The organism is Pseudomonas veronii, assembly GCF_001439695.1.
In the GTDB taxonomy this organism is placed as follows: Bacteria; Pseudomonadota; Gammaproteobacteria; order Pseudomonadales; family Pseudomonadaceae; genus Aquipseudomonas; species Aquipseudomonas veronii.
Map to the genome: position 1 here is coordinate 373979 of NZ_JYLL01000003.1, position 26951 is coordinate 400929.

General features: G+C 64.7%; 20 protein-coding genes and 4 pseudogenes. 9 read left to right on the top strand and 15 right to left on the bottom strand.

Annotated features, from left to right (window positions below; all coding sequences use genetic code 11):
* Window positions 1–162: 162 nt before the first annotated feature.
* The 6 genes from exbB (at window position 163) to TU80_RS06095 (ending at window position 7024) form a co-directional block, all read left to right on the top strand.
* Complete coding sequence (gene exbB, locus TU80_RS06070; protein ID WP_046381643.1) at window positions 163–1134, top strand: tonB-system energizer ExbB; 972 nt, start codon at window positions 163–165, stop codon at window positions 1132–1134.
* Between the two features lie 6 nt (window positions 1135–1140).
* Window positions 1141–1566, top strand: a complete 426-nt coding sequence (gene exbD, locus TU80_RS06075) for a TonB system transport protein ExbD (protein ID WP_017846064.1) — start codon at window positions 1141–1143, stop codon at window positions 1564–1566.
* On the top strand, window positions 1563–2312 hold the full coding sequence (locus TU80_RS06080) for a TonB family protein (RefSeq protein ID WP_017846065.1): 750 nt from the start codon (window positions 1563–1565) through the stop codon (window positions 2310–2312). Before exbD ends, TU80_RS06080 begins: the two co-directional genes overlap by 4 nt.
* Before the next feature lie 229 nt (window positions 2313–2541).
* Window positions 2542–3462: a hydrogen peroxide-inducible genes activator gene (locus TU80_RS06085; RefSeq protein WP_046381642.1), complete on the top strand. Its 921-nt coding sequence runs from the start codon at window positions 2542–2544 to the stop codon at window positions 3460–3462.
* Window positions 3463–3470: 8 nt separating this feature from the next.
* Window positions 3471–5546: an ATP-dependent DNA helicase RecG gene (recG, locus tag TU80_RS06090; protein ID WP_017846067.1), complete on the top strand. Its 2076-nt coding sequence runs from the start codon at window positions 3471–3473 to the stop codon at window positions 5544–5546.
* A gap of 77 nt (window positions 5547–5623) precedes the next feature.
* Window positions 5624–7024 (top strand): aminoacyl-tRNA deacylase and HDOD domain-containing protein, encoded by a 1401-nt coding sequence (locus TU80_RS06095; RefSeq protein WP_057004017.1) that lies wholly within the window; start codon window positions 5624–5626, stop codon window positions 7022–7024.
* A gap of 108 nt (window positions 7025–7132) precedes the next feature.
* Here the strand turns inward: TU80_RS06095 and TU80_RS31360 are convergent.
* Window positions 7133–7246 (bottom strand): annotated as a pseudogene (locus TU80_RS31360) (helicase); the annotation flags it as partial.
* A gap of 11 nt (window positions 7247–7257) precedes the next feature.
* Here TU80_RS31360 and TU80_RS32610 point away from each other — a divergent pair.
* Window positions 7258–7479: pseudogene (locus TU80_RS32610) on the top strand (histidine kinase); the annotation flags it as partial.
* A gap of 108 nt (window positions 7480–7587) precedes the next feature.
* Here the strand turns inward: TU80_RS32610 and TU80_RS31365 are convergent.
* Window positions 7588–7701: pseudogene (locus TU80_RS31365) on the bottom strand (helicase); the annotation flags it as partial.
* Window positions 7702–7712: 11 nt separating this feature from the next.
* Between TU80_RS31365 and TU80_RS32615 the strand changes: the two are divergent.
* A pseudogene (locus TU80_RS32615) lies at window positions 7713–7934 on the top strand (histidine kinase); the annotation flags it as partial.
* Window positions 7935–8042: 108 nt separating this feature from the next.
* Here TU80_RS32615 and TU80_RS06100 read toward each other — a convergent pair.
* The 13 genes from TU80_RS06100 to tagH all read right to left on the bottom strand — a co-directional run bounded on the left by TU80_RS06100 (window position 8043) and on the right by tagH (window position 25530).
* Entirely contained in the window at window positions 8043–8417 is a 375-nt protein-coding gene (locus tag TU80_RS06100) for a hypothetical protein (protein WP_046385148.1), read from the bottom strand.
* A 124-nt stretch (window positions 8418–8541) separates the two neighbouring features.
* Window positions 8542–9471, bottom strand: coding sequence for a type VI secretion system-associated lipoprotein TagQ (gene tagQ / locus TU80_RS06105; RefSeq protein ID WP_046381641.1), 930 nt, complete (start codon window positions 9469–9471; stop codon window positions 8542–8544).
* 84 nt (window positions 9472–9555) lie between these two features.
* Window positions 9556–11268: a formylglycine-generating enzyme family protein gene (locus tag TU80_RS06110; RefSeq protein ID WP_057004018.1), complete on the bottom strand. Its 1713-nt coding sequence runs from the start codon at window positions 11266–11268 to the stop codon at window positions 9556–9558.
* On the bottom strand, window positions 11261–12445 hold the full coding sequence (locus TU80_RS06115; RefSeq protein WP_057004019.1) for an ABC transporter permease family protein: 1185 nt from the start codon (window positions 12443–12445) through the stop codon (window positions 11261–11263). The genes TU80_RS06110 and TU80_RS06115 overlap by 8 nt, the downstream gene beginning before the upstream one ends.
* Window positions 12445–13149: an ABC transporter ATP-binding protein gene (locus TU80_RS06120; protein ID WP_046381638.1), complete on the bottom strand. Its 705-nt coding sequence runs from the start codon at window positions 13147–13149 to the stop codon at window positions 12445–12447. The genes TU80_RS06115 and TU80_RS06120 overlap by 1 nt, the downstream gene beginning before the upstream one ends.
* On the bottom strand, window positions 13149–16130 hold the full coding sequence (locus tag TU80_RS06125) for a serine/threonine-protein kinase (RefSeq protein WP_057004020.1): 2982 nt from the start codon (window positions 16128–16130) through the stop codon (window positions 13149–13151). Before TU80_RS06125 ends, TU80_RS06120 begins: the two co-directional genes overlap by 1 nt.
* Window positions 16127–16846, bottom strand: a complete 720-nt coding sequence (locus TU80_RS06130) for a PP2C family protein-serine/threonine phosphatase (RefSeq protein ID WP_046381636.1) — start codon at window positions 16844–16846, stop codon at window positions 16127–16129. The genes TU80_RS06125 and TU80_RS06130 overlap by 4 nt, the downstream gene beginning before the upstream one ends.
* Window positions 16847–17500, bottom strand: coding sequence for a type VI secretion system-associated protein TagF (gene tagF, locus TU80_RS06135; protein WP_017849971.1), 654 nt, complete (start codon window positions 17498–17500; stop codon window positions 16847–16849).
* Window positions 17497–20997 carry a type VI secretion system membrane subunit TssM gene (tssM, locus tag TU80_RS06140; protein WP_046381635.1) on the bottom strand — a complete coding sequence of 1167 codons (3501 nt, stop codon included), beginning with the start codon at window positions 20995–20997 and terminating at the stop codon, window positions 17497–17499. The genes tagF and tssM overlap by 4 nt, the downstream gene beginning before the upstream one ends.
* Window positions 20994–22283, bottom strand: a complete 1290-nt coding sequence (locus TU80_RS06145; protein WP_017849973.1) for a DotU family type VI secretion system protein — start codon at window positions 22281–22283, stop codon at window positions 20994–20996. Before TU80_RS06145 ends, tssM begins: the two co-directional genes overlap by 4 nt.
* A 6-nt stretch (window positions 22284–22289) precedes the next feature.
* Window positions 22290–23624 carry a type VI secretion system baseplate subunit TssK gene (tssK, locus tag TU80_RS06150; protein WP_046381634.1) on the bottom strand — a complete coding sequence of 445 codons (1335 nt, stop codon included), beginning with the start codon at window positions 23622–23624 and terminating at the stop codon, window positions 22290–22292.
* Between the two features lie 18 nt (window positions 23625–23642).
* A complete protein-coding gene (tssJ, locus tag TU80_RS06155) occupies window positions 23643–24155 on the bottom strand; it encodes a type VI secretion system lipoprotein TssJ (protein ID WP_057004021.1) in 513 nt (170 codons plus the stop codon).
* 52 nt (window positions 24156–24207) lie between these two features.
* Complete coding sequence (gene tagH, locus TU80_RS06160; protein ID WP_057004022.1) at window positions 24208–25530, bottom strand: type VI secretion system-associated FHA domain protein TagH; 1323 nt, start codon at window positions 25528–25530, stop codon at window positions 24208–24210.
* 394 nt (window positions 25531–25924) lie between these two features.
* Between tagH and tssA the strand changes: the two genes are divergently transcribed.
* The gene (gene tssA, locus TU80_RS06165) at window positions 25925–26947 is read left to right on the top strand and encodes a type VI secretion system protein TssA (RefSeq protein ID WP_057004023.1); all 1023 of its coding nucleotides are present in this window, start codon (window positions 25925–25927) and stop codon (window positions 26945–26947) included.
* The last annotated feature ends 4 nt before the right edge of the window (window positions 26948–26951 follow it).

Genomic DNA, 26951 nt, shown 5'->3' on the forward strand with positions numbered 1-26951 from the left:
ATTAGCCGTCGCAAGAGACCAGCGGCCAGAAAAAGGACAAATAAAGTTACTGTATTACTTCTGTTAACAAGAATTACTTGCAATAATAACGACCCATTTGTCCTCGACCTCGCAGGGTCTGGAAGGACGATCACTCATTTTTTTCTCTCAGGTCCGGCCAGCATGACACGTAATACACACCCCGCTTCGCCAACCAAACTTCACAGTCCATCCCGCGCCTGGCGTGCGATTGCGGCGCTGCTGTTCAGCGTACTGCTGGCACCGACCGCCGCATTCGCTGATGCCACCGCGCCGGCGGCTCCTGCTGCCGCTGAACAAAATGCCACCGCCGCCCCTGCGGTGCCGGCCGCCACAGACCCAGCCCAGGCTGCAGCGCCGGCCACCGCCGACGAGCCCGGCGTAGTGCTGGAAGAAAACAACACCCTTGGCATGGCCCACGACCTGTCGCCATGGGGCATGTACCAAAACGCTGACGTGGTGGTGAAAGCCGTGATGATCGGCCTGGCCATCGCCTCGATCATCACTTGGACCATCTGGATCGCCAAAGGCTTCGAACTGCTGGGCGCCAAGCGCCGCCTGCGCAGCGAGATCGTCCACCTGAAAAAGGCCACCACCCTCAAGGAAGCCAGCGAAACGGCGACCAAGAAGGGCACCCTGGCCAATACGCTGGTACACGACGCGCTGGAAGAAATGCGCCTGTCGGCCAATACCCGCGAAAAAGAGGGCATCAAGGAGCGCGTGGCATTCCGTCTCGAGCGCCTGGTGGCAGCCTGCGGTCGTAACATGAGCAACGGCACCGGCGTGCTGGCGACCATCGGTTCCACCGCGCCGTTCGTCGGTCTGTTCGGCACCGTGTGGGGCATCATGAACAGCTTCATCGGCATCGCCAAAACCCAGACCACCAACCTCGCCGTCGTCGCTCCCGGCATCGCCGAAGCCTTGCTGGCGACCGCCCTGGGCCTGGTTGCCGCGATTCCCGCGGTGGTGATCTACAACGTCTTCGCCCGTTCGATTGCCGGCTACAAGGCCCAGGTATCGGACGCGTCGGCAGAAGTCCTGCTGCTGGTCAGCCGCGACCTCGATCACCTGCCTTCCGAGCGCAGCTCGCAACCGCACATGGTGAAAGTGGGGTAATCGGCCATGGGCCTGCATTTGAATCAAGGCGACGACGAACTCGTCGAGAACCACGAAATCAACGTCACGCCGTTTATCGACGTGATGCTGGTGCTGCTGATCATCTTCATGGTGGCGGCCCCCTTGGCCACCGTGGATATCAAGGTCGACCTGCCCGCCTCCAGCGCCAAACCCGCGCCGCGGCCGGAGAAGCCGATTTTCCTCAGCGTCAAGGCGGACCAGCGCCTGTTCCTGGGCGAAGAAGAAGTCAAAGCCGAAACCCTGGGGCCGGCGCTCGACGCCAAGACCCAAGGCAAGAAAGACACGACGATCTTCTTCCAGGCCGACAAAGGCGTGGACTACGGCGACCTGATGAGCGTGATGGATGCCCTGCGGGCAGCCGGCTACCTCAAGGTCGGCCTGGTCGGACTTGAGACGGCAGCCAAAAAATGATCACGACGCGCCACAAACTGACGCGTTATGGCACCAGCCTCGCCGTCGTGCTGGGCGTGCATGCCATCGCGATTGCCATCGCGCTCCACTGGTCGGCGCCGCGCACGGTCCAGCTGCCACCGGCGGCCATGGTCATCGACCTGGCGCCGATGCCCGCCCCGCCGCCGCCGGCACCGCCCAAGGTGGTCACGCCGCCGCAGCCGCCCGCCCCGGTGGAAGAGCTGCCGCTGCCGAAACTGGCCGAGGCGCCCAAGCCGACGATCCAGGTGCCCAAGCCGGTCAAGCCCAAGCCGAAACCCCAGCCGCCCAAACCGGAGGAGAAAAAGCCCGAGCCGCCCAAGGAGAAACCTTCCGAGACGCCACCAAGCGACACGCCGCCGACCAATACACCGGCGGAAAAATCGGCCCAGCCCGCACCGGGCCCGTCGCCGCAACAGGTCGCCGCCAAAGCCTCCTGGGAAGGCGCCCTGCTGGCGCACTTGCAGAAGTACAAAAAGTACCCGCAAAGCGCGCAGAACAGTGGCAAGGAAGGCATGAATCGCTTGCGCTTCGTGGTCGATGCCGAAGGCAATGTGCTGTCCTACGAGTTGGTGGGCCGCTCCGGCAACGCCGACCTGGACCGCGCCACCCTGGACATGATCCGTCGCGCCCAGCCATTGCCCAAGCCACCGGCCGACATGGTGAAAAGCGGCAGCATCGAGATCGTCGCGCCGTTCGTTTACAACATCGAGAAGCGTCGCCGCTAAAGGCACGCGCAGGGCTATGTGAGAGGGGGCTTGCTCCCGATGACGGTACATCAGTCGACACGTCCTCGACTGACCCATCGCTATCGGGAGCAAGCCCCTTCCCACATCGGGTTTTATCGCTTCAGCAAAATCTCGCACATTCCCCGCTCAATCCTTATCAAAGTTCTGATAACGTGTGTCTATCGATTGCAGCCGGTATGCTTGGCTCGCAACCTCATGGACGCCCGCTATGACTCTTACAGAATTACGCTACATCGTGACCCTCGCCCAAGAACAACACTTCGGCCACGCGGCCGAGCGTTGCCACGTCAGCCAGCCGACGCTGTCGGTGGGCGTGAAAAAGCTTGAAGACGAACTCGGTGTGCTGATTTTCGAGCGCAGCAAAAGCGCCGTGCGCCTGACCCCGGTCGGTGAAGGCATCGTTGCCCAGGCCCAAAAGGTCCTGGAGCAAGCCCAAAGTATTCGCGAACTGGCCCAGGCCGGCAAAAATCAGCTGACCGCGCCGCTGAAAGTCGGCGCCATCTACACCGTCGGCCCGTACCTGTTCCCGCACCTGATTCCGCAACTGCACCGCGTCGCGCCGCAGATGCCGCTGTATATCGAAGAGAACTTCACCCACGTGCTGCGCGACAAACTGCGCAACGGCGAGCTGGACGCGATCATCATCGCCCTGCCGTTCAACGAGGCTGACGTGCTGACCCTGCCGCTCTACGACGAGCCGTTCTACGTGCTGATGCCGGCCTCGCACCCGTGGACGCAGAAAGACAGCATCGACGCCGGCCTGCTCAACGACAAGAGCCTGCTGCTGCTCGGTGAAGGCCACTGCTTCCGCGACCAGGTGCTGGAAGCCTGCCCGACCCTGACCAAGGGCCACGACGGCGCCAAACACACCACCGTGGAATCCAGCTCCCTGGAAACCATTCGCCACATGGTCGCCTCCGGCCTGGGCATTTCGATCCTGCCGCTGTCGGCGGTGGACAGCCATCACTACGCCCCGGGCGTGATCGCCGTGCGCCCGCTCACGCCGCCGGTGCCGTTCCGCACCGTGGCGATCGCCTGGCGCGCCAGCTTCCCGCGGCCCAAAGCCATTGAGATCCTGGCCGACTCGATCCGCCTGTGTTCGGTGGCCAAACCGCCCGCTGCGAGCTGAGCCACTGTATGACTGAGCTGTCGCAGGTGTCGGTGACGGCACTCAAGGGTGTCGGCGAAGCCATGGCTGAGAAGTTGGCCAAGGTCGGCCTGGAGAACCTTCAGGACGTGCTGTTCCACCTGCCTCTGCGCTATCAGGACCGCACCCGCGTGGTGCCCATCGGTCATTTGCGCCCTGGGCAGGACGCAGTGATCGAAGGCACCGTCAGCGGCGCCGACGTGGTGATGGGCAAGCGCCGCAGCCTGGTGGTGCGCCTGCAGGATGGCACCGGCGGCCTGAGCCTGCGCTTCTACCATTTCAGCAACGCGCAGAAGGAAGGCCTCAAGCGCGGCACCCGCGTGCGCTGTTACGGCGAAGCACGCCCCGGCGCCTCGGGCCTGGAGATCTACCATCCGGAATACCGCGCCATTACGGGCGACGAGCCGCCGCCGGTCGACACCACCCTGACGCCGATCTACCCGCTGACCGAAGGCCTCACCCAACAACGCCTGCGCCAACTGTGCCAGCAGACCCTGACGATGCTCGGCCCGAAAAGCCTGCCCGACTGGCTGCCCGTGGAGCTGGCCCGCGACTATCAACTGGCGCCGCTGGACGATGCGATCCGCTACCTGCATCACCCACCGGCCGACGCGGACGTGGACGAACTGGCCCTCGGTCATCACTGGGCGCAGCACCGCCTGGCCTTCGAAGAACTGCTGACCCACCAACTGTCCCAGCAACGCCTGCGCGAGAGCATGCGCTCCCTGCGCGCCCCGGCGATGCCCAAGGCCACGCGCCTGCCCGCGCAGTACTTGGCGAACCTCGGCTTTGCGCCGACCGGTGCCCAACAGCGCGTGGGCAATGAAATCGCCTACGACCTCAGCCAGCCCGAACCCATGCTGCGCCTGATCCAGGGCGACGTCGGCGCGGGCAAGACCGTGGTCGCCGCCCTCGCCGCCCTGCAGGCACTCGAAGCCGGTTACCAGGTGGCGCTGATGGCGCCCACTGAGATTCTCGCCGAGCAGCACTTCATCACCTTCAAGCGCTGGCTCGAACCGCTGGGCCTGGAAGTGGCGTGGCTGGCGGGCAAACTCAAAGGCAAAAACCGCACAACCGCGCTGGAGCAGATCGCCAGCGGCGCACCGATGGTGGTGGGCACCCATGCGCTGTTCCAGGACGAAGTGCAGTTCAAGAACCTTGCGCTGGTGATCATCGACGAACAGCATCGCTTCGGCGTGCAACAGCGCCTGGCCCTACGCCAGAAAGGCGCGGGCGGGCGCATGAGCCCGCATCAATTGATCATGACCGCCACGCCGATCCCGCGCACCCTGGCCATGAGCGCCTACGCCGACCTCGACACCTCGATCCTCGACGAACTGCCGCCCGGCCGCACCCCGGTCAATACCGTGCTGGTCACCGACTCCCGGCGCGTGGAAGTCATCGAGCGCGTGCGCGGCGCCTGCGCCGAAGGCCGCCAGGCGTATTGGGTATGCACGCTGATCGAAGAGTCCGAAGAGCTGACCTGCCAGGCCGCCGAAACCACTTACGAAGACCTCACCAGCGCCTTGGGCGAACTCAAGGTCGGGCTGATCCACGGGCGCATGAAACCGGCGGAAAAAGCCGCGGTGATGGCGCAATTCAAGGCCGGCGACCTGCAACTGCTGGTGGCCACCACGGTGATCGAGGTCGGGGTGGACGTGCCCAACGCCAGCCTGATGATCATCGAAAACCCCGAGCGCCTGGGCCTGGCGCAACTGCACCAGCTACGTGGCCGCGTCGGCCGGGGCAGCGCGGCCAGCCACTGCGTGCTGCTGTATCATCCGCCGCTGTCGCAGATCGGCCGTCAACGCCTGGGCATCATGCGTGAAACCAACGACGGTTTTGTCATCGCCGAAAAAGACCTCGAACTGCGCGGCCCCGGCGAGATGCTCGGCACCCGCCAGACCGGCCTGCTGCAATTCAAGGTCGCCGACCTGATGCGCGACGCCGACCTGCTGCCGGCAGTGCGCGATGCGGCCCAGGCCCTGCTCGAGCGTTGGCCGGATCACGTCAGCCCGCTGCTGGATCGCTGGCTCAGGCATGGGCAGCAATACGGCCAAGTGTGACGCCTGTTTCACTTATCCGACCAACATTTGTATCAAGCTGGTTATACTCCAAAGACTGTACGAATTTGGATCAGGCCATGTCAGAAGTTGCCCACGCCGCCGCACCACTGACCGCCCCGCCGGTTATTCGGGCGCTGCTCGCGAAACTCTCCATCAGCTACACGGAAGTCGCCGAACATCCGGGCCTGAACCCTGCGCGAAAGATCCAGGCGGTGCTGCTGGAAGATGCGGTGGGCGCGCTCATGGTGCTGTTCCCGCAGAACCAGTTGCTCGACCTCAACCGCCTGACCGAACTCACCGGCCGCCGCCTGACATCGGTGTCGCCGGAACGTATCGAACGCATGCTGGGCAAGCATGACCTCAGCCTGCTGCCCGGCCTGCCGGCGCTGACCAGCTCACCTTGCCTGTATGAAGGCAGCCTGCTCGATGAGTCGAGCCTGCTGGTTCACTCGGGCGAAGCCGGTTTGCTGCTGGAGATCGCCAGCGTCGACTTCAAGACCATGCTGACCAAGGCCAGCGCCGCTCAATTCGGCGAACCGCTGAGCAACATCCGGCCCAACCTCGACCGGCCCCATGATGACCGCGAGGAAATCACCCAGGCCATGCAGGCGTTCACGGCCCGGCGCATCCAGCAACGCCTGGAAGCGACCATCGAGATTCCGCCGCTGGCCGACACTGCGCAGAAAATCATCAAACTGCGCGTCGACCCCAACGCCACCATCGACGACATCACCGGCGTGGTCGAAACCGACCCGGCGCTGGCCGCCCAGGTGGTCAGTTGGGCCGCCTCGCCCTATTACGCCTCGCCGGGCAAGATCCGCTCGGTGGAAGACGCCATCGTGCGGGTGCTGGGCTTCGACTTGGTGATCAACCTGGCGCTGGGCCTGGCCCTGGGCAAAACCCTGAGCCTGCCCAAGGACCACCCGCACCAGGCCACGCCGTACTGGCACCAGTCGATCTACACCGCCGCCGTCATCGAAGGCCTGACCCGCGCCATGCCGCGCGCGCAACGCCCGGAAGCCGGCCTGACCTACCTGGCCGGTCTGCTGCACAACTTCGGATACCTGCTGCTGGCCCACGTGTTTCCGCCGCACTTCTCGCTGATCTGCCGACACCTGGAGGTCAACCCGCACCTGTGCCACAGCTATGTGGAGCAGCATTTGCTGGGTATCAGCCGCGAACAGATCGGCGCCTGGCTGATGCGCTACTGGGACATGCCGGACGAACTGTCCACCGCCCTGCGCTTCCAGCACGACCCGTCCTACGACGGCCAATACGCCGAGTACCCCAACCTGGTGTGCCTGGCCGTGCGCCTGCTACGCAGCCGGGGCATCGGCTCCGGGCCGCACGAAACCATTCCCGACGAGCTGCTTGAACGTTTGGGCTTGAGCCGTGACAAGGCTGAAGAAGTCGTGGCCAAGGTGCTGGATGCCGAGGTGCTGTTGCGCGAATTGGCCTCGCAGTTCAGCCAGGGCTGAATCGGTAGCTTGTTAGATCGCTATCGGGGGCAAGCCCCCTCCCACATTTTGATCTGCGAACACGGTCAAGTGTGGGAGGGGGCTTGCCCCCGATGAATCCACCTCGGTCTACTGCTTTTTCTTCGGCTTCAAATACTTGGTCAAGCCCTGGAACCAGATCACCAGCGCCGGGTTGCCCTTGATCTGGATCGACTTGTCCTGAATCCCCGTCATGAACGCCAGGTCTTTGTCACCCAACCTACGACGGCCAATACGCCGAGTACCCCAACCTGGTATGCCTGGCCGTGCGCCTGCTGCGCAGCCGGGGCATTGGCTCCGGGCCGCACGAAACCATCCCCGACGAGCTGCTTGAGCGCCTGGGCTTGAGCCGTGACAAGGCTGAAGAAGTCGTGGCCAAGGTGCTGGATGCCGAGGTGCTGTTGCGCGAATTGGCCTCGCAGTTCAGCCAGGGCTGAATCGGTAGCTTGTTAGATCGCTATCGGGGGCAAGCCCCCTCCCACATTTTGATCTGCGAACACGGTCAAGTGTGGGAGGGGGCTTGCCCCCGATGAATCCACCTCGGTCTACTTCTTTTTCTTCGGCTTCAAATACTTGGTCAAGCCCTGGAACCAGATCACCAGCGCCGGGTTGCCCTTGATCTGGATCGACTTGTCCTGAATCCCCGTCATGAACGCCAGGTCTTTGTCACCCAACCTACGACGGCCAATACGCCGAGTACCCCAACCTGGTATGCCTGGCCGTGCGCCTGCTGCGCAGCCGGGGCATCGGCTCCGGGCCGCACGAAACCATCCCCGACGAGCTGCTTGAGCGCCTGGGCTTGAGCCGTGACAAGGCTGAAGAAGTCGTGGCCAAGGTGCTGGATGCCGAGGTGCTGTTGCGCGAATTGGCCTCGCAGTTCAGCCAGGGCTGAATCGGTAGCTTGTTAGATCGCTATCGGGGGCAAGCCCCCTCCCACATTTTGATCTGCGAACACGGTCAAGTGTGGGAGGGGGCTTGCCCCCGATGAATCCACCTCGGTCTACTGCTTTTTCTTCGGCTTCAAATACTTGGTCAAGCCCTGGAACCAGATCACCAGCGCCGGGTTGCCCTTGATCTGGATCGACTTGTCCTGAATCCCCGTCATGAACGCCAGTTGCTTGTTCTTCGCCTGCATCGTGGCGAAGCCATAGGCGGCGTCTTTAAAGGCAATGGCGAAGGCCGGCGCAGGGTGGACACCCGAGCGGCTGGTGATGCGCTGGTCTTTGACGATGAAGTGACGGGCAACCTTGCCGTCGAGGGTCTGCAACTGGAACGCCAGGTCTTTGTCACCCAACTGCTGCTGGAACGCAGGGTTGGTGCGGCTGGCTTTGCCCATCATCAGGCCCAGTACCCAGAGGAGAAGACGAAATTTCATGCACACGGCCTCGGTGTAATTATTGAGTGGCCGCAGCAGTGTAACGAATTGCCGAAAGAACGCCACCGATCTCGCGCTTTAGCCGGAGATCGGTTGGCGTTTACCGCTTATAGCAACAACTTGCTTATACGTTAGGGCACGGTACCGGCGCCCAGTCGGCCAGGTTCGGATCGCGGCAAGTGCCTTCGATCTGTGCTTTACCGGCGCTGGCGACCTTCTTGCTTTCATCTTGCTTGGTCTGGGCAGTCTGGAAGGTTCTTTCGGTGGCGACCGCTTCTTTCGGCACCACAGGCAGCGGCGGACGCTTGGTCACGACTTTGCTGGTCAACTTACCTTTCTTGGCCGGTACAACCGCCGGAGTGGCATCCGCTGTCGCCACGGTGACCACGTCGTTGCGCTGCACGCCTACCTGTTGCAGGTCTTTCTCGTAAGCCTGGGTGTAGTTGTTCAGGTCTTCGCTGGCCTTGCCGTTGACCGCGACGATCAGGTCATTGGATTCCTTCAGGCCGGAAACGATTTCCGCCAGGCGCTTGCGGCCTTCGGTGTCGTTGACGGTCTTGGCCTTACGGTCGGCCACCAGCTTGGTGAACGCGCTCTGGTAGCACTGCTGGGAGGCCTTGGCGTAGGCGGTGCTGCGGTCGATGTCGGAGGCGCTTTTATTGACGTCGGCTGCGTAGGAGCCAATACGCTGGTTGTCATCGGCGATCTGCTTCTGACGCTCGGTGTAGTAACCCGCCGCGCCGCCAGCCAGGGCACCGCCCGCGGCACCGATTGCGGCGTTACGGCCGCGCTTCTCGGAGTCGCCGGTCAAGGCGCCGAGCAATGCACCGCCGGCAGCGCCGATGGCCGCGCCGGTGACGACCGACTTGGTCATGTCCGAATCGGTCGCGCGCAGGTGCTGCACCGGCTCGTAGCAGTTCGGGTAATACTCGACCTTGGTGCTCGACGCGACTTTGGACGTCGGCGACGTGGCACAACCAGTCAACACGGTGCTGAAACCGGCTGCGATCAGCAGCAAGTGACGCTTGGAAACCGCCTTACGGGAAAAAAGCATAGGTGTGTTCTCTTTTAAGTTTGACTTGCCCAGCACGGCCCACCGCCGCCTGAGTCCCTTCCAAGCTCGCTCTATAGCCAGCGATCAAGACCGCTGACCACTGGCTGCGAGCAATTCCTTCAAGATCGTTGCCGGGTCGGCCCGCTGTTGCTTGCGGTAGTTGCCGACATGGCGAACGAACAGTGTCGCGCGCGTCACCAGGCTTTTGCCGAGCACTGGCTTGCGATCCAACTCTTCCTTGATCCGTTGAAACTGCGCCTGGATCACCGCATCGGTGTAACGCGTGCCGGTGGCCAGGTTGTCGATATAGATCGCCACTGCGCCGTCGAGGGCGCTGCGCCCGTTGGCAATGGCTGCGGCAAACAGCTGCGCGCTGGCCTCGTCCTTGGCGTCCACGGCCTGCTGGCGGCTCTTCTGCAGATTGGTCAGGCGGATGTTGTAGTTATTGATGGTCTCGGCCACCAACGCCGCCGACTGAATCAGGTTGCCCGCCGCTTCTTCGCGTTGCTGGGCGATCAGCGAGACGTTGCGCTTGAGCTCTTCGTTGACCAGCCCCAGCTCGGCTTGCAGGCGTGGGTCGACGCTGGCGGCGATGATGCTGTCCAGGCGCTTGGTCGGGTCCTGGGCGTCATCGATGGCATCGGTCAGCGAGGCCAGGCGGCCTTCTTTCTGCCACTGCGCGAACAGCTCCTTGTAGCGCGAACGCGGTGCCGACAGCGCGCCGATCGCCACGCGAAAACCGGTGGTCTCGTTGCTTTGCTCGGTGCCGTCGGTGGCGAACAACGGGTACTCGCGGCGCATGCCGGTGAACAGCGTGCCTTCGCCCTCCAGGTAATTGCCGCCCTTGACCACAAAGCCGCCATAGGCGCCCTGGCGACGCCCGGCGTGTACCAGCTGGAAGGATTCCTGGACCATTTCCGCCGCGTTGCCGATCACATCGAACAGGCCGATCGGGTTGGGCAATTTGGTGCCGATGGGCATCAGCCGCGCGGCCTGGCCGGTGCCGCCGGCGACTTGGTTGAACACCGCCCAATCGGCTAGCGGGCCGTCGCTTTCGCTGCCTTCGATGCGCCGCGGGAACAGGCGCCCTTCCAAGTCCTGGCGGCTCACGGCCTGGGCCCCGCGTGCGGCGAACTCCCATTCCACTTCGGTGGGCAGGCGCACAAAACCCAGGCCGCCGTCGTCCGCCGAAGCGCCACGCCCGCTCACCGGCAGCAACTCGCGGTGGTATTTCATCAACCAGGCGCTGTACACCGCCGAGAAGCGTTCGGCTTCAAAGCGCGACAGCTTGACCTTGGGCAAACGCCCGGCCATGCCGCTGGGCGCATCGCACGCGGGCGCCGGTTCGCCACTGGCCAGCGATTGCGCCTGGGACATCACCAGAGCGTATTGGCGCGCGGTCACTTCGTACTTGCCGATGAAGTAGAGCATCGGCTTGAGCGGGGTCTTGGCGTCGGTCTTCGGCATCAAGGGCGTGATGACGTTGTTCCAGTCTTTCGGCAGGTCCTTGAGGCTGAACTGGCCGTTGATGAAGTCGCGGCGATAGCCGGAAATGAACGACTGCTGATAGCCCGCCTCGCCTTCGGCAAAGGGGTAGCCGAGGCTGATCTCGCGGTCGTCCAACGTGCCTTGGGCCAGTACATAGACGTAGCGGAACACCATGTTGCCTTCGCACGGCAGCGGCAGGCTGACGTCGTCTGGCAACGGCTTGGGGTTGTCGAGCTTATCGCTTGCCTCATCGGCCCACGCCAGCGAGGCGAGGCTCAGCGCCAAGGCGGCGCCCAGTAACTTATACATCTCGGATTCCTTCAGAAGCCTGGATACGCGCCACGCGCCAACCGCCACACGCTGCCGCCACGGCGCTGACGCCGAGCACAGCCACCAGGGCCAGGCCGTAATGACGCGCCAGCAGGTGGCTGGCGTGTTCGCCCGGCACCTGCACGAATAATTGATTCAAGCCCGCCTCGGCCAGGCCATACAGACCCGCACTGAACACGGCGGCCAAGCCGGCGCTGTAGAGCGCCTGCAGCACCACAAACAGCAACAGCGCGGCGGTGGAAAAGCCCAACAGACGCAACACCGACAACTCCCTGCGCTTGCGCGCCACGGCGGCCAGCGCCCCGGCGAAGATCGCCGCGAACGCCCCCGCCAAGGCCAACCCGGCGATGATCCAGAACACGATCGACAGGTTGCGGCTCAACGACTGCACCTGGGCGATGCTCAATGCCTGGGTCGCCACCAACAGATTCTGCCCGGCGAAAAACACCCGCAGCGGCTCCACATCGGTGAGGTTGCGCGCATACAGGCGAAACGCCGGATACACCCGCTGCTCGCCCGCGCCGACCGCGTCGCCGTCCCAGCCCAGCGCTGGCACGGCACGGCCGTCGCGGTAGTCTTCCACCGCTTCCAGCAGGCTCAATTCAGCAAACAGGCCGTCGCGGGCGAAGGCTTCCAGCGGCAGTACCGCGAGCACCTGCAAACGCGTGCGCCGGGTTTCGACGCGCCCCGCGACCTGGCGCGCAAAGCCGGTCTCCAGCCAATCCCCGGGCCGCGCCGCGAGCTTCTCGGCGGCGGTGTGGCTCAGCACGATCTGCGCTAGGCCCTGGGGCACCGGCAAACCGTTGAGCAGTGGATCGCCCGGCGCGGTCGGCAGCATTTCCAGGGTCAATGTGCCCACCTGCGCGGTCGCCGCGATCTGCCGCGTGCGCGGGATGGCGAACGCCACATCGCCGCGCTGACCCAACTGCTCGACAAAGGCGCGGCTGAATCGACCACCGCCCAACGGAATAATTTCACGGGTGGCCGGGTCGTTCTCCAGGCGTTCGGTCAGACTGCTGACCAGCCCGAACTTCAGGCCGAACAACACCAGCAACGGCGCGACGACGGCAACGAGCGCAAGCACCGCGCAGGCCGACAGCCACGCATCGTTGCGGTAATCCTGCCAAGCCAGGGAAGCCACCAGACCGAGGCGCATCAGCACACCTCCCCGAGGGTGGCGGTGATGCCGCCATCAGTGTCGCGACGGCAAGCGATACGGCGCACCTGCAAGCCGCTGGCGCGAGCCAGGGGTTCGTCATGGGTGGCGATCACGCAAGCGGCGCGGTGTTCGCGAGCGCGGGCCAACAGCGCCTGCATCACCCGTTCGGCGTTAAGCGGGTCGAGGGACGCGGTCGGCTCATCGGCCAAGACCAATTGCGGCGCATGGGCCAGGGCGCGGGCGCAGCTCACGCGCTGGCGTTGGCCGACCGACAGCGCCGCCGGCTTCTTGGCCAGTTGATCGCTGATTTCCAATTGCTCGGCCAGGCGCGCCACGCTGCCATCGTCCTTCAACCCCAGCAGTTGCCGGGATAAGGCGATATTGCTGCGCACATCGAGAAAGCCCAGCAAGCCGCCGGTTTGCAGGACGTAACCGAGGTGCCGGCTGCGCAGCTCGGCCAGGGCGGTCTGCCGATCGGCGCGCCACAACCCGCCGATATCGGTCTGATTGAATTCGAAGCGGTCCACCTGATCCGGCGCGAGCACCAGGGCCAGCAGGTCGAGCAAGGTGCTTTTGCCGCACCCGCTCGGCCCGACAATCGCCACTTGCTCCCCCGCGCGCAGGTGCAACGCCGGAATCACCAGGCTATAGCGCTGGGCGCCGACGCCCCGGCTCTTGTGTACCGCGTTCAGGTTCAGCATTACGGCAGCGTCGACAACGGGACGCGGTACAACGCATCGCCCGGCTCGGCAGCGCCGAAACGGACCCAGTTGGCCAGGTCATTGTGGAAGGTTTCATAGAGGCGGATCTTCGAATCCAGCTCGTCGATAAAGTCTTCCTGCTCGGCCACGCTCAACGACAGCCATAGATCCTGGGTCATGTTCAGCGACTTGCTGCGGTACGGCAGGCCTTCCAGGTATTCGCCGAGGATGCCGCCATCGGCCAGGTTGCCGCCCTTGCGCAGGGCCTGCGGGTCGCGGCTCATATAGGCCGAGGCGCTGGCGATTTCCTGGAAGAAGTCTTTGGGCGAGGTCTGGGTTTTGCGGGCGGCGTCGACGATCAGTTTCAGCGACTGCTGCAGGTCGTTGAGCTGCAATTTGGTCAACATCACGCACACCTGGAACGCCGGCAGCGCCGGGTTGGTCAGGTCGCGGTCGGCGGTCCAGGCGCTGACCAGTTGCGGCGCCTGGCTCGCGGCTTTGCGCCCGAGGAAGTCCATGTGCATGGCGTAGCCGATGGCGGCGGATTTATCCGCCAGGCTTGGCGCGGCGCTCAGCAAGGGCAGCGGCTGCGGCGTGTCATTGCGTACCTGATGCACCAGGTTGGCGAACACCGTGCCGATCTCATCGACGCGCTCGCCCAGCTTGCGTACATCGCCACCCGGCACCTTCGTATACAGGTCGCCGATCTGCGGGTTGGCGTCGGCGGTGAGGATGCGGTACTGGCTTTCGGCGCCGGCGTGGGTTTTCTTGCCGGCGTCGGTGCGCAGGTGCAGGGCGTAGATCTTGATCTGCTTGCCCAGCGCCGCCTGGCGCACTTCGGCTTCGTTCATCTGGGTGGCGGCGAACGGGTCGTTCTTGCGCAGCGCGCCAGCGTCGGTGACCAGCAGGATGATACGGCCGCCGTAGCCGGACCAGTCCATGCCCTCCACGGCCTGCATCACCCCGGCAAACGCGTCCTCGTTGAAAGAGTGACTGGACACGGTCGACGCCTTGACCCCGCGCGCCAGGTCGAGGAAGCGCTGCGGGTCGCGGCCCTGGTCGAGGGTGATCAGGGTCTTGGCCACGTATTCCAGGCCCGGGGTTTTCTTGATGCTGTTGCGAAAACCCACCAGGCCGAAGCTGACGCTGTCCAACTCGCCGCGTTCGGCGATGCGGGTTTGCAGCTCGTGGACCACATCGCGGATCTGGTCGATATACGGCTGCATCGACACGGTGGTGTCGACCACCAGCACCACCGCCGTGCGGAAGGCATCGGCATTGGCGTTGATCAGCGCGGTCGCGGGCTTGGCGACCGCGCTGCTGCCAGGGTCGATGGACGCGACGTTGAGCAACTGCACCGGCTGGCCGTTGTCGTCGAAGCTCTCTTTGGAGTCGAAGATCGGCAGCAGGTAGAACTGGTTCTGCGGCACCGCGCTGGCGGCCGGCTCCAGGGCCAGCACCTGGCCGTTGTCGTCGCGGTTGTTCTGCGCCTTGGCCAGCACGCCTTTGGCAGCGGCGGGGTCGGCCAGCAGCTTTTCCACTTCGCCGGATTGGCGCAGGAACATCACCGGCGCCCGGCCGGAGCGTTCGGTGAACTTGAGCACCAGGCTTTGCTTCCAGTCGCTGACCTGGGCGGCCGGCAACCAACCGTCGCTGCGCCCATCGGTGGCGGCGCCGACGCGTAGCCATGGGCTGCCGTCGACGTCCTTGCGCTGATACACATAGAGCACGGAAAACGCCGGCAGGGCTTTGCCTGGCGCGCTGCCGGCAGCGCTGGCGAGTTTCGCGCCGGGTTTGCTGAGCACGCGCTGGAACAGGGTTTTCTTGCCCGCCATCAGCAAGGGCCGTTGACCGCCGTCCACTTCGGCGACCGCCACCGGTGACGTCACCGGTGGTGTCACCTTGGGCACTGTCGCAGCCGGTGGCTTGGCGGGCTGATCACTGCCGCTCAACCACCAGTAACCCGCGCCACCTATGGCCAAGGCAACCGCCACCGCCACGGCGGCCAACGCCAGTACCGGCCCACGGCGCTGCTCGGACACCGTGTGCCGTGGGGTTGGCGGCACCACCGGCTGGCGCGCCGGTTGCGGCTTGTCGGTCGGGATCTCGATGGATTGCGGAGTGATGCCGGCCAGATCAAAACTCAGCGGAATCGGCAACGGCCGCACCTGCGTGGCGTCCGGCGACTCGGTCGGCAGTTGATCCAGCGCCAGCAGCAACGCCGCCGCATCCGGGAAGCGCTCATTCGGGTCCTTGGCCAACAGCTTGCGCAGCACGTCCTGATAACGCCCGTGATGCAGCGGCAGTTCCGGCAGCGGCTCGGTCAGGTGGGCCAAGGCCGTGGAGAGCGCGTCGGTGCCGTTATAAGGCAGCTTGCCGACGAGGATTTCATAGAGCACCACGCCCAGCGCATACAGGTCTGCGCGGCCATCGATTTCCTGGCCACGCGCCTGTTCCGGGCTCATGTAGCTCGGCGTGCCCACGGCGAAACCGGCCTGGGTGAACTGGGTGCGGTCGTCCAGGGATTTGGCGATGCCGAAGTCCGACAGCACGGCGGTGCCGTCGGCGCGGAACAGAATGTTCGCCGGCTTGACGTCGCGGTGGACCAACCCCTGCGCATGGGCATAACCCAGCGCCGAAGCGATCTGGCGGATCAGCGTGAGGCCCTGCTCCGGAGTGAGGCCGGCGGCGATGCGCTCCTTGAGCGTGCCGTTGGGCAGGTACTCCATGGCCATGTAATACAGCTCGCCGACATTGCCGATGTCATGGATGGTCACCGTGTGCGGGTGCGACAGCCGCGCCAGGGTCTTGCCTTCGCGCAGGAAGCGCTCGCAGAAACTCGGGTCCGCCGCCAGCGCCGCCGCCATCACCTTGAGCGCGACCTTGCGCTCCAGCGAGCGCTGGGTCGCCAGGTACACGCTGGCCATGGCGCCTTCGCCGATCTCGCCTTCGATGTCGTAGCCCGGGATCACGATGTTCATGCCGATACCTTCACGACGATGGCGGTGATGTTGTCCGGTGCGCCGCGGTTCAGCCCCAGGTGGACCAGGCTGCGCACGATTTCATCCGGGGCGTCATGGCTGAGCACTTCACGGATCTCGTGGTCCTCGACGGTCTTGTTCAGGCCATCGCTGCACAGCAGGTAACTGTCGCCGGGAGCGATCAGCAGGTCGACCACCGCCAGTTCCAGTTGGGCTTCCACACCGATGGCGCGGGTGACGATGTTGGCGCGCGGATGCACGCGGGCATCGGCCTCGCTGAGCAGGCCGCTGTCTTGCAGGTCTTGCACGTAACTGTGGTCGCGCGAAATGCCGTCGAGAACGCCGTCGCGCAGGCGATACAGGCGACTGTCGCCGGCCCACAGGCACACGCCGCGCAAGCCGCGTGCGGCGAACACCACCACGGTGCTGCCCATCATGGTCACGCCACGGTTGGCGGTTTCTTCACGCACGGCCGCGTTGATGCGGATCAGGTCGTTGCGCAAGGCCGCCGAGTATTCCTCGAGGGAACGTCCCAGCGGCACACTGCGCAGGCTGTCGACGATCAGGCTGCTGACGTAATCCCCCGCGGCGTGCCCGCCCATGCCGTCGGCCACCACCCACAGGCGATTCTCGGGCAGGTCCAGGCACGCGTCTTCATTGACCTGGCGAACCATGCCCACATGGCTTTTGCTCGCGGATTTGTACGTCGACCCCATCTACATCACACCTTCTTGTCCGAGCAAAAACTGCGCAAAATCGCTGGTGGCGGGCAGACCCTGACACCGCAATAAACCAGGGGAAATCGTCTGCGAACCCCGCCCCCACCACAGGCTGGCGCCTTCGCAGGCCTGTTCGGCGAGTGCGGTCATGCGCGCATGGGGCTCCGTGGCGGCGACCCGCTGCAGCCCGGCGAAACGGCTGTCCACCGCGCGCGGTTCCGTCGCCGGCAAGCCCAGGCAGTCGAGGCCGGCGTTGAAATTCTCGAAGGTGGCACCGGCATCCAGGGTGCCGAGCAACAGCTCTTCGGCCTCTTCAAACCAGCGGTCCGGGCCGCCCACCAGGGACGCCGGATTGGTGTCGTGATCGAGCAAGGCGACCACGGCCAGCGGAAAATACCGCCCGACCCGGTCGATGCTCGGCATCACCACGCCCGCCGCCGCGTTCGGCCCGCACACGCCGGGCGCCAGCACAAAGCGCCACAGCGGGCTGACCAGATACACGTTGAGCCAACCGGCGCCGAGGCTGTGTTGACTGGCGAGCAGGCCCGCCGCCAGCCAGCTGTCCCACGGGCCGATAAAACTCTGCGGCAAGGCGCGGCTGACAAAATCGCCGCGACTGGCCAACTTGCCGTAGAAGCCCAACGTCGTCATAACCGCTCCGGCAGGCTGAAGCCACTGAGCACGCGGCTCTTGAACGGGTTGAAGGCGCTGTTGGCACGCAATTCGTAGGCGATGCTCGCACCGTCGACCCGCAGGCGCAGGTTGAAGCGGTCCGGCGCATTGCCGGGCGTGAGGTCCGATTGTTCCAGCAGGCGGAACCAGGCCCACGGGCCGTCCAGGGTCACGCCGGAACGACCGCTGGCCGACGGCGGCATGATCGAAATACGCACCACGCCAATGCTGCCGGGGTTCGGCCATTGCATCGCCACCGGGCGGCTCGGGCCGTGGTCGTAGCTCAATTGCTGGCCGTCGAGGTCGAGCAGGAACTGGGTGATGCTGGCGTCCATCGCCACCGGCTTGAGCTCGAAACGCACGATCGGCTGAGTACCGCCTGAGCGAAAGAACGCATCGCGGATCGTCGCCGCGCGCTGGAAGGTTTGCAGCACACCCGGCGCAATCCCGAGTTTCTGCGCCGCGCCCGGCTGCCAACGCCAGGTCTGTGCGGAGGTATCGACGTAGGGTTGCAGGTATTTGCGGAAGTAGTTATCCATCACCCCGCCCACGCCGAAGAACTGGCCGAAATCATCCAGGGTCGCGTCACGCGCGCTGCCCGGCGACATCGGATAACGCCCGGCCAGGGACTGGCGATACACGTTCACCACTTCGCTGACCCACGCCGCGTTCAGCTGGTTGCGCACCCCGCCCATCATGCTGTTGGTGGTCGAGTTGACCACCGACTTGACCATGCCCTGCACCAGCGGCGGCTGGCGCTCGGCGTTCAGGCTGACCCGCGTGGCCGCCGCTGCCGCCTGGTTCTTGGCCTCACCGAGCAAGGCATCGCCGCTGGCGCCGACCATGGCGCTGACTTGCACGTACAGCGCGTTCATATCCGCCAGCAGGCCGTCGATGGCCGCCGGCTCGCCTTCGTTCTTGCTGACGATGCTGTTGAGCTCGGCGAAGTGCGCGGTCACCGGGTCGTCCGCAGCGGCCGGCGCATCCGCGTTCGGTTGCGCCTGGCCGAGCAGGTTGCCCAGGCGTTCCTTGAGCTTGTCCACGCCGCCTTCGACCGGCACGCCCTTGGCCGCCAACTGGCGTTCCTCTGCCTGCAAGTCGGTTTCCCTGGCCACCGCCACCAGCAGTTTTTTCAGCGGCGAGGTCGGCCCGGAAATCACCCGCAACACGTCCGCCGCCTGGGCCACGCTGGTGATCGGCACAAAGTCGATGTCGGCAAGCAACGCATCCCACTGACGCTGGTAGTCCTGGAAGTACAGACGGCGCACGTCGGCGGCCAGGCTGACCACGTTCTGCTGGTCGGCCTGCTCATGGCCGAGCACCCATTGCTCTTCGGCCAGGGTGCCGGTCTGGTTCAGGCTGCTCAGCAGGAACGCCTGGCGATAGCCCTTGGCGGTGAAGAAACCACTCAGCGGCTCGCCCAACGGCTTGCCGCTTTTGCGGCTGAACACCAATGCGGCGTCGCGACCGGCGGCTTCGTTGAGGCGGAAGTCTGGAATGCCGTCGGGCAGTTTCTGGCGTTTGACCCGGTCATACACGCGCTGGGCCACCGGCAGTTGTTGCAACTGCCGACGCAGGTCGTCGATCAAGCGCGCATCGAGGCGTGCGCTCGGCGGGTGACGTTCGAACAACGCCTGCAAGTGTTCGGCCAGCGCCTGGCGCTGATCGGCGGGCAGGTCGCGCGGCAGGTTGCGGTCCCAGTCGAGGGCGATCCAGGCCTTGATGAAGTCCGCGTCGTAATGCTCGGTGTCGGCGAGCATCAGGTAAGCCTTGAGGCCTTCGTAGAGGAAGTCGGAGTTACCGCCGCCGTGAAGTTGCTCCTCGATGCGCGTCACCAGGCGCGGCGCGAAGACGGCGATCAACAGCTTGCGATAGACGCTGGCGGATTCGGCTTCGAGCATATCGCCCTGATACAGGCCCAGACCCTCGGACCAACTTGGCGAATCCCCGGCGAGGTGTTTCACCGCGTTGAGCAACGGCAACACGGCGAGCACTTCGCGCTGTGCCGGGCTGAGGTTCTGTACGGCCTGGCCCAGGGGCGCGACCTTCTGGTCGACCTGGGCGATATACGCCTGGTTGGCGCGATAACTGACCCACCACAGGCTGCTGACCACGATCACCAGCGCCACGGTGGCCGCGAGCACGCCGCGTGCGATCCATTTGCGCCGCCGCTCGACCTGCGGGTTGACGCCCACCAGCCCGCGCTCGGCAAAGGCTACTGCGCTGAACAGTTTCTCGATGAAGTAACTGCGCCCGCTGCCGCTCTGGCGTGCCAGGTGCTGGCGGTCCAGGTTCATGCTCTGGGCCATGGTGCCGATCAAGCGATCGATCGGGCTGCCTTCCTGGGTGCCGCTGGTGAAGTACACGCCGCGCAGCAAGACGCGCTCTTCAAAGGCGTTGGGTTTGAACACGCCTTCGAGGAAGCTTTGCAGGCAATCTTTCAATGCGCCGAACTGCTGCGGGAAGCCGTAGATCAAGTCGCGCCGCGCCGGGTCGCGTTCCTGTTGCAGGCGTTCGACCAGGCGTTCGTTGAGGCGCTGTTCGAGGCCGGCGAATTCGCTTTGCAGGTGCGCCAGGGGGCTGTCGCTGTGCTTGCCGTCGTCCAGGGCAAAGGTCATGCCCCACACCTGGGCGCGTTCTTCCTTGCTCAGGTTGTCGAAGAACTCCATGAAGCCCGGCACCAGGTCGAGCTTGGTCAGCATCAGGTAGATCGGGAAACGCACGCCCAGCTGGGTGTACAGCTCCTGGATACGCAGGCGAATCGCCGCCGCGTGGGCAGCGCGTTCGGCTTCGCTGCCCAGCAGCAGGTCCGACAGGCTGATGGCGATAAAGGCGCCATCGATCGGGCGGCGCGAGCGCTGCTTTTTCAACAGGTCGAGGAAGCCCAGCCAGGCGGCTTTGTCCACCGGGGAGTTGCTGTCCTGGGTGGTGTAGCGGCCGGCGGTATCGAGCAATACGGCCTGGTCGGTAAACCACCAGTCGCAGTTGCGCGTGCCGCCGACGCCCCGCACCGCCCCGGCGCCCAATTGGGCAGCCAGCGGGAAATGCAGCCCGGAATTGACCAGCGCGGTGGTCTTGCCCGAACCCGGCGGGCCGATGATCACGTACCACGGCAGCTCGTAGAGGTTGCGCCGCTCATCCCCGCCGAGCTTGGCTTTTTTCAGCAGGGCCAGGGCTTCGTCCATGCGCTGGCGCAGGCTGGTGAGTTCTTCGGCGGTGGCGACGCTGTTGGGGTCGGCCGGGGTTTGCGCGGCCAGGCTGCGCATCACTTCGGCGGCCTGGCGACGGGCCTGGAGGATGCGGAACACACGGTAGGCGAGCCAGGCCGCAAACAGCAGGACGATCAGCGCCCAGCGCCGCCCTTCGGGCACCAGCACGTCGAGCAGGGGCCCGACAAACCAGATGATCAAGCTCAGGGCGATCAGGCCCAGCAACGGGATCACCCAGCGAATCATGAAACTGAAAAACGCCTTCACTCGACGCCCTCCGCGAGTACGGTGATTTCAACCCGACGATTGCGGGCTCGGCCTTCGGCGGTGGCGTTGGTCGCCACCGGCTCGGTGTCGCTTCTGCCCTCGGCACTGAAGCGATCGCCCTGGCCGGTCTTGGCCGCGAGGATCTCCAGCACCGACTTGGCCCGCGCTTCGGACAAGGCCCAGTTGGACGGGAAGCGCAGCGTGGCAATCGGGCGGTTGTCGCTGTGCCCGGTGACGCGCACCTGGCCCTTGACTTTGCGGATCGCGTCGGCGATGCGCAGCATCAGCGGCTGGTAGTCGTCGACGATGCTGGAGCTGGCCGACGCAAAGAGCTCATCACCGCGGATCGTCACGACGGAACGGTCGACCTTGTCTTCCACCGCGACGCGACCGGCCTTGATGTCTTCCACCAGAAAACCGGCCAGGCGCGGGCGCTCGATCACTTTCGGCTGCGCCACGGGGCGGTCGATGGCCTGCACCGGGATCTCGCCCAAGGCATGGATATTCTTGAACACCGGCTCGGCGTCTGCGGCCAGCTTCAGGCGCAGGCCGAACAGCAACGCCAGCAGCAGCGCCAGGCCGATGGCCACGGCGATCCATGGCGGCATGAACTGCGCCAGGCGATCGCGCGCCACGGTGACGCCGCGCCAGTGCGGCGACAGCTCGCGTTCGTGGTCGCCCCGGGCGCTGCGAATCGCCGCGGCGGTACGTTCACGCAGGGCTTCCAACTGGCTGCGACCATCGTTCATCACGCGGTAGCGGCCTTCGAAACCCAGGCACATGCACAGGTACAACAGTTCCAGCAGGTACAAGCGCTCGCGTGGGCTTTGCAGGCAATGGTCGAGTAGCTGGAAGACCTTTTCGCCGCCCCAGGCTTCGTTGTGAACGGTGATCAGCAGGCTCTGCTTGCCCCAATCGCTGGTGCTGCCCCACGGCGTGCTCAACACCGCCTCATCCAGTGCGGTACACAGGGCGTAACGCGCCAGCAGCACTTCGTTGCGCGCCACGCCAGCAGCTTCGGCGCGCTCTTCGAACTGGCGCAGATAGGCCAGCAACTGCGCACGCAAACTGGCCGGCGCCGGGTGGGCGATGGTGTTGCGCAGGCGTGTCAGCAAGGCCAGCAGCGGGCCGGCGGCGCTTTCCAGCGGGTTCAGGCCGTGGCTTTTGCCGGTCAGGATCGGCGCGGCCGGCATCGACAGCGGCGCCGGTTCGGCACGCGCGGGTTCGGGCGCACGGCCACCCGGGCGCGGCATGAACTGGGTGCGGTCATCATCATTGGGGTGCATCGCGGATTATCCTCGGATCGCCCAGAAGGCCAGGTTCAAGCCCGGGAACTGCCCGGCGATATGGAAGGCGAAGCCGCCGGAATTGCTCAACTGCTGCCAGTGCTCGCTGCCCCGGTCCAGCTCGTAATAGGTCGAGCCTGCGTGGTACGGCAGTTGGCGCGGCGCCACCGGCAACGGCAGCAGGCCAATGCCGGGCAGTTGCAGGTTGACCAAGTCGCGAATGTGCTCCACCGAGCCGACTTTGCTCTGCTGGCCGAAGCGCGCGCGCAGGGTCTCGCCGGGCACATCGGCGCGTACCACGAGGATGAAACTGGCGCTGTCGATCAAGGTTTTGTCGGCGAGCATGGCCACGTGGATGCCGTAGGCTTTCTCGACGATCGGGATCGGCGTGGCCTTGCTGTCGATCAACATCGACAGCGCTTCACGCAGGGCCTGCATCACCGGGGCAAAACTCAAGGCCAGGTCGTCGTGCTGGTACTGCGGGTATTCCTGGGGGCGCCGGCCGGTGGTGGAGAAGGTAGCGAACTCACCGGCCAGGCTGACCAGTTCGCTGAACAACCGCTCCGGGTGCAGCGGGCTCAGTTGGCTGAGGTGCTGGATCAGCGGCTGGGCACGGTTGACCAGTTGCAACAGCATGAAGTCGGCAATCTCCGACGCGCCGCCCGCGCCCGAGGCGACCACACGCCCGGCCAGGGCTTCGCCGCGCTGGTGCAGCAGGCCGAGCAGTTCGCTGCGAAACGCGGTCAGCGGTTTGCTCGCGGCCACATCGAGGACTGGCGGGATGTAGCTGTCATCAAGGACCAGCGCACGGTCGGCGCGTTTTTCCTTGATACGCACCAGGCCGATGGCCGCGTAATCGCTGATGCCGTCCTGCGCGGTCAACAGGCGCAGCGCACGGGAGCCGACGGCCACCGGGGCGCGGTTCTCGAACGGTGCGTTGTCGTCACGCACTTCGCGCACCTGGCTCACGTAGCGGGCGGCGCCAAGCGCTTCGCCGTCGTCGACGGTGTCGCGGGCCCCTGCGCGCTTGAGCGGCAAGGCCAGGTAGACGAGGCCGTCACGCAGGCTGTCGTCGATATTCAGCGGGCTGGGCGCCAAGTCATCCTGGGGGATATTGAACGGCGTGCCGTCGGGCAGCAGGCCGCGTGCCGACACAATCGCCAGCTTGCCCTGGGCCAGCAGGCCCTGATCGATCAGCAGCTCGGAAAACCCCCAGGCCCCGGCCGACAACGGGCGACTGCGGGCGTCGATCAGGTTTTCCAGGTAACGGTCATGCTGCTGGAAGTGCTGCGTTCCGATGAACATGCCTTCCGACCAGACCACGCGATTGTTCCAGGACATGGGGGCTCCGATTGCTTGTTATTGGGCTGGGCTGGATGGGGAAACCACGACGTCCGCACGCACGGCGCGCACATCGAGGCTGATCTGGTATTCGGTGTATTGGCGCGGCGGCACGTTGAGCACCGTGCGCCATTGCGCGCGGTCCAGCTCGCGGTAGCCCACCAACAGGCCGATCTGGCGGGTGGACGGGTCGAGGTCGCGCTGGATGCTCAACTGCTGGCCGGGCTGCACCATCACTTCGTCCTGGTCCAGCAGGTCGAGACCGAGGGTGGATTGCGCACGGTCAGCCAGGGCGAAGTAATCCGAACGGCCGAAGGTGGCGGCGTTTTTCAGTTCGAAAATCCGCACCCGCACCGGGGCGGCCTGGCCGTTGGCGCCGGGGTTGAGCCCGGCAATCGCGTGAAAGTGCAACTCGACGGCAGCGGTGTTCGCTTCAACCTCGGCGGCGCTGGCCTGGGGTTTGGCGACATCCTTGGTACACGCCGCCAGCATCAGCAGGCTGGCCACTGCGAGTAAAAACCTGGGAATCATCCTTCGTCCTCAATGACGTACTTAGCTTTCCGTTTTATCCATGCGTTGCGGCTCAGCGACGCTGGCGTGCGCTGTGCTCTTCGTAGGCTCGGCTGAATTCGCGGCCGAACAGGTCCTGGAAATCTTCCTGGGCCTCGCGGGAAATATTGCTGTAGAGCTCGGTGAACTGCTGCCAGTACTGGGCCTGGCGCGAGCCGCTGAACAGGCTCGACAGCCCGCCGGGCTTGCCCATGCGTTCTTCCAGCTGCGCCGGTTCGAAGCGGCTGAGCAGGTGTTTGATCGCCGCTTCCACACCGGCCATCACCGCCAATTGGTGAGCGCGCAGGTCGTCGAAACTGTCGCGCACCGCGATGTCCGGTGCCATAAACGCTTGGTTGCCATGACGCAGCAGCAGCTGTAGCGCTTCGTCGGCATTCGGGGCGAATTTCAACGGATTGTTTTCCGCGGGCTGGATCATCGTCTGCTGCATGCGGAATTCGCCCTTGAGGCTGGCGCGGGCACGCAACACGTCGATCAGGCCTTCGACCATCAGCCGGTAGCTGCGGCCGATGCTTTCCATCTGGGCTTCGGCCTGGGCCTTGTCCAGGCGCAATGGGTCCAGGCCGGCGCCGCGCAGGAAGGCGTGCAAAAGATCGGGTTGCTGGGCGGCGGCCACCGGGAGCACAGGCTCGACCACAGGTGGCGGCGCGATCACCGGCGGTGGCGGTGCGCTGACCACCGGCGCCGGCGTGTCGCCAAACAGGTCCCAATCCTCAGGGATGACCGAGCCCGACGCGGCAGGCGGCTCGACCACCGGCACCGGCACGGCCACCGGGGTCGGCGGGCGGAAATCGTGTTGCTCGGACGGCACATGATCGGCCACGGTCGGCGGCGGCACGGCGGTCGGGCTGAGAAAATCGAAGAGGTCCGGCAAGGTGTCCATCGACGACGCGCCCTGGAACTGCGGCGCGATCACCGGCGTGGCTACCGGCTTGCTGGCGACGGCGCCCATCAGCGCTTCAAAACTGTTCGGGGAATCCCCGGCAAACGCCTGGTTATCCACAGCCTGTACGTTGAAATCGATGCGCGCCTGGATTTCGTAATCACCGATGCGGATCAGCTCGCCATCCTGCAACGGCTCGCTATTACCCCGACGCAGACGGATGCCGGCGTTAACCAACTCCACACCGTTTGTACTGTTATCGGTTAAATAATAACGACCATCTTTGTATTGAATTACGCAATGTTTCGAGGACACCAGACGCTCAGGATCAGGCAATACCCAGTCATTATCCGAGCTGCGGCCGATAGCCATCGAGCCCTGGTTCAAGGACTTTTCGGCACACTGCCCAGGGGTAATCTTGTGATAACTAGTGATAGTCAAACACAGCGACATCTTGCCTCCTTGCTGATACTTCGCGCGCAATCGATTCCCGGCGAGCGCCTTTCCCGAGAGATCGCGCCAGGCGACGCAAACCACGGTCATAATCTGCTTTTTGCCAGCATGATCGCAGATCTTAACTGGCCTCAATGACAAAAACCCTATCGTGGAACACCACTCGACTCACCAGTCGCGCAGGTTGTTAAGTACCGCACATCTGTCACAGAGGGCGAATAGCTTACCTTGACAAGCCATAACTACTACACCAAAAATGCACAACTTCTTGAATACCAGTGATGGCACATTAGTGGCGCCACACGTATATGACCAAGAAAACATGCAAAGTTCATCACGCAACTAATGCATGAATTGCCCGTCATCTAACGGGCCGATAGGGAGATCGATTTCAGTGGATGTGCCGTTGCTGCTCGCCGCCGTTTCCGCGACTTCGCCATGTGGCGAAGACATGGAATATGACGCGCAATTTCTACAACTGGAGCGTGATGCCAAGGGGCAGCCCGAGCGCAGCATGGGCGACGCCATCCTGCCTGCCGAACCGCCGGACTGGCGCAGCATCCAGCAGCAAAGCCTCGACCTGTTGCAACGCAGCAAAGACCTGCGCATCACCCATTTCCTGCTGCAAAGCGCCCTCGCCCTCCAGGGTGTGGTCGGGTTGGCCGACGCGCTCACGCTGATCAACGCGCTGCTGCGCGAATACTGGGCCGACCTGCACCCGCGCCTGGATGCCGACGACGATAACGACCCCACCGTGCGTATCAACGCGCTGTCCGGCTTGACCGGCGACGCGACGATCCGCCTGCTGCGCGAAAGCATCCTCACGCGCTCGCGCACCTTCGGCGCCGTGAGCCTGCGCGCCGCGCTGAACGCCAGCGGCCTGATGAGTTTTCCCGATGAACAACTCGGCGCCCAGCAGCTCAACGCCGCGTTCCTCGACAGCGACCCCGAGCAACTGCAAGCCACCCGCGACGCCTTGAGCTCCGCGCGTGCCGCCTGCGAAGCCATCGAACAACAGGTCAGCGACCAGGTCGGCTCGGCCCAGGGCGTCGACCTCAGCCTGTTGAAGCAACCGCTCAAGCAGGCGCTGCAGATCCTCAGCCAATTTGTACCGAACGGTGAGACCAGCAGCCGCGAACCCGAGGCCGTCAGTGACGACAATGCCCCCTCGGCCGACTTCGCCGCCGCCCCCACCGCACCGCGCCCCAGCGGCGACATCGCCAACCGCGATGACGTGCTGCGCAGCCTCGACAAGATCCTTGCGTACTACACCCGTCATGAGCCTTCGAGCCCGCTGCCGGTGCTGTTGAACCGCGCAAAGCATCTGGTGCACGCCGACTTCGCGGCCATCGTGCGCAATCTGATTCCCGACGGCATGTCCCAATTTGAAAACCTGCGTGGCCCGGACGGCGAGTAAGCCG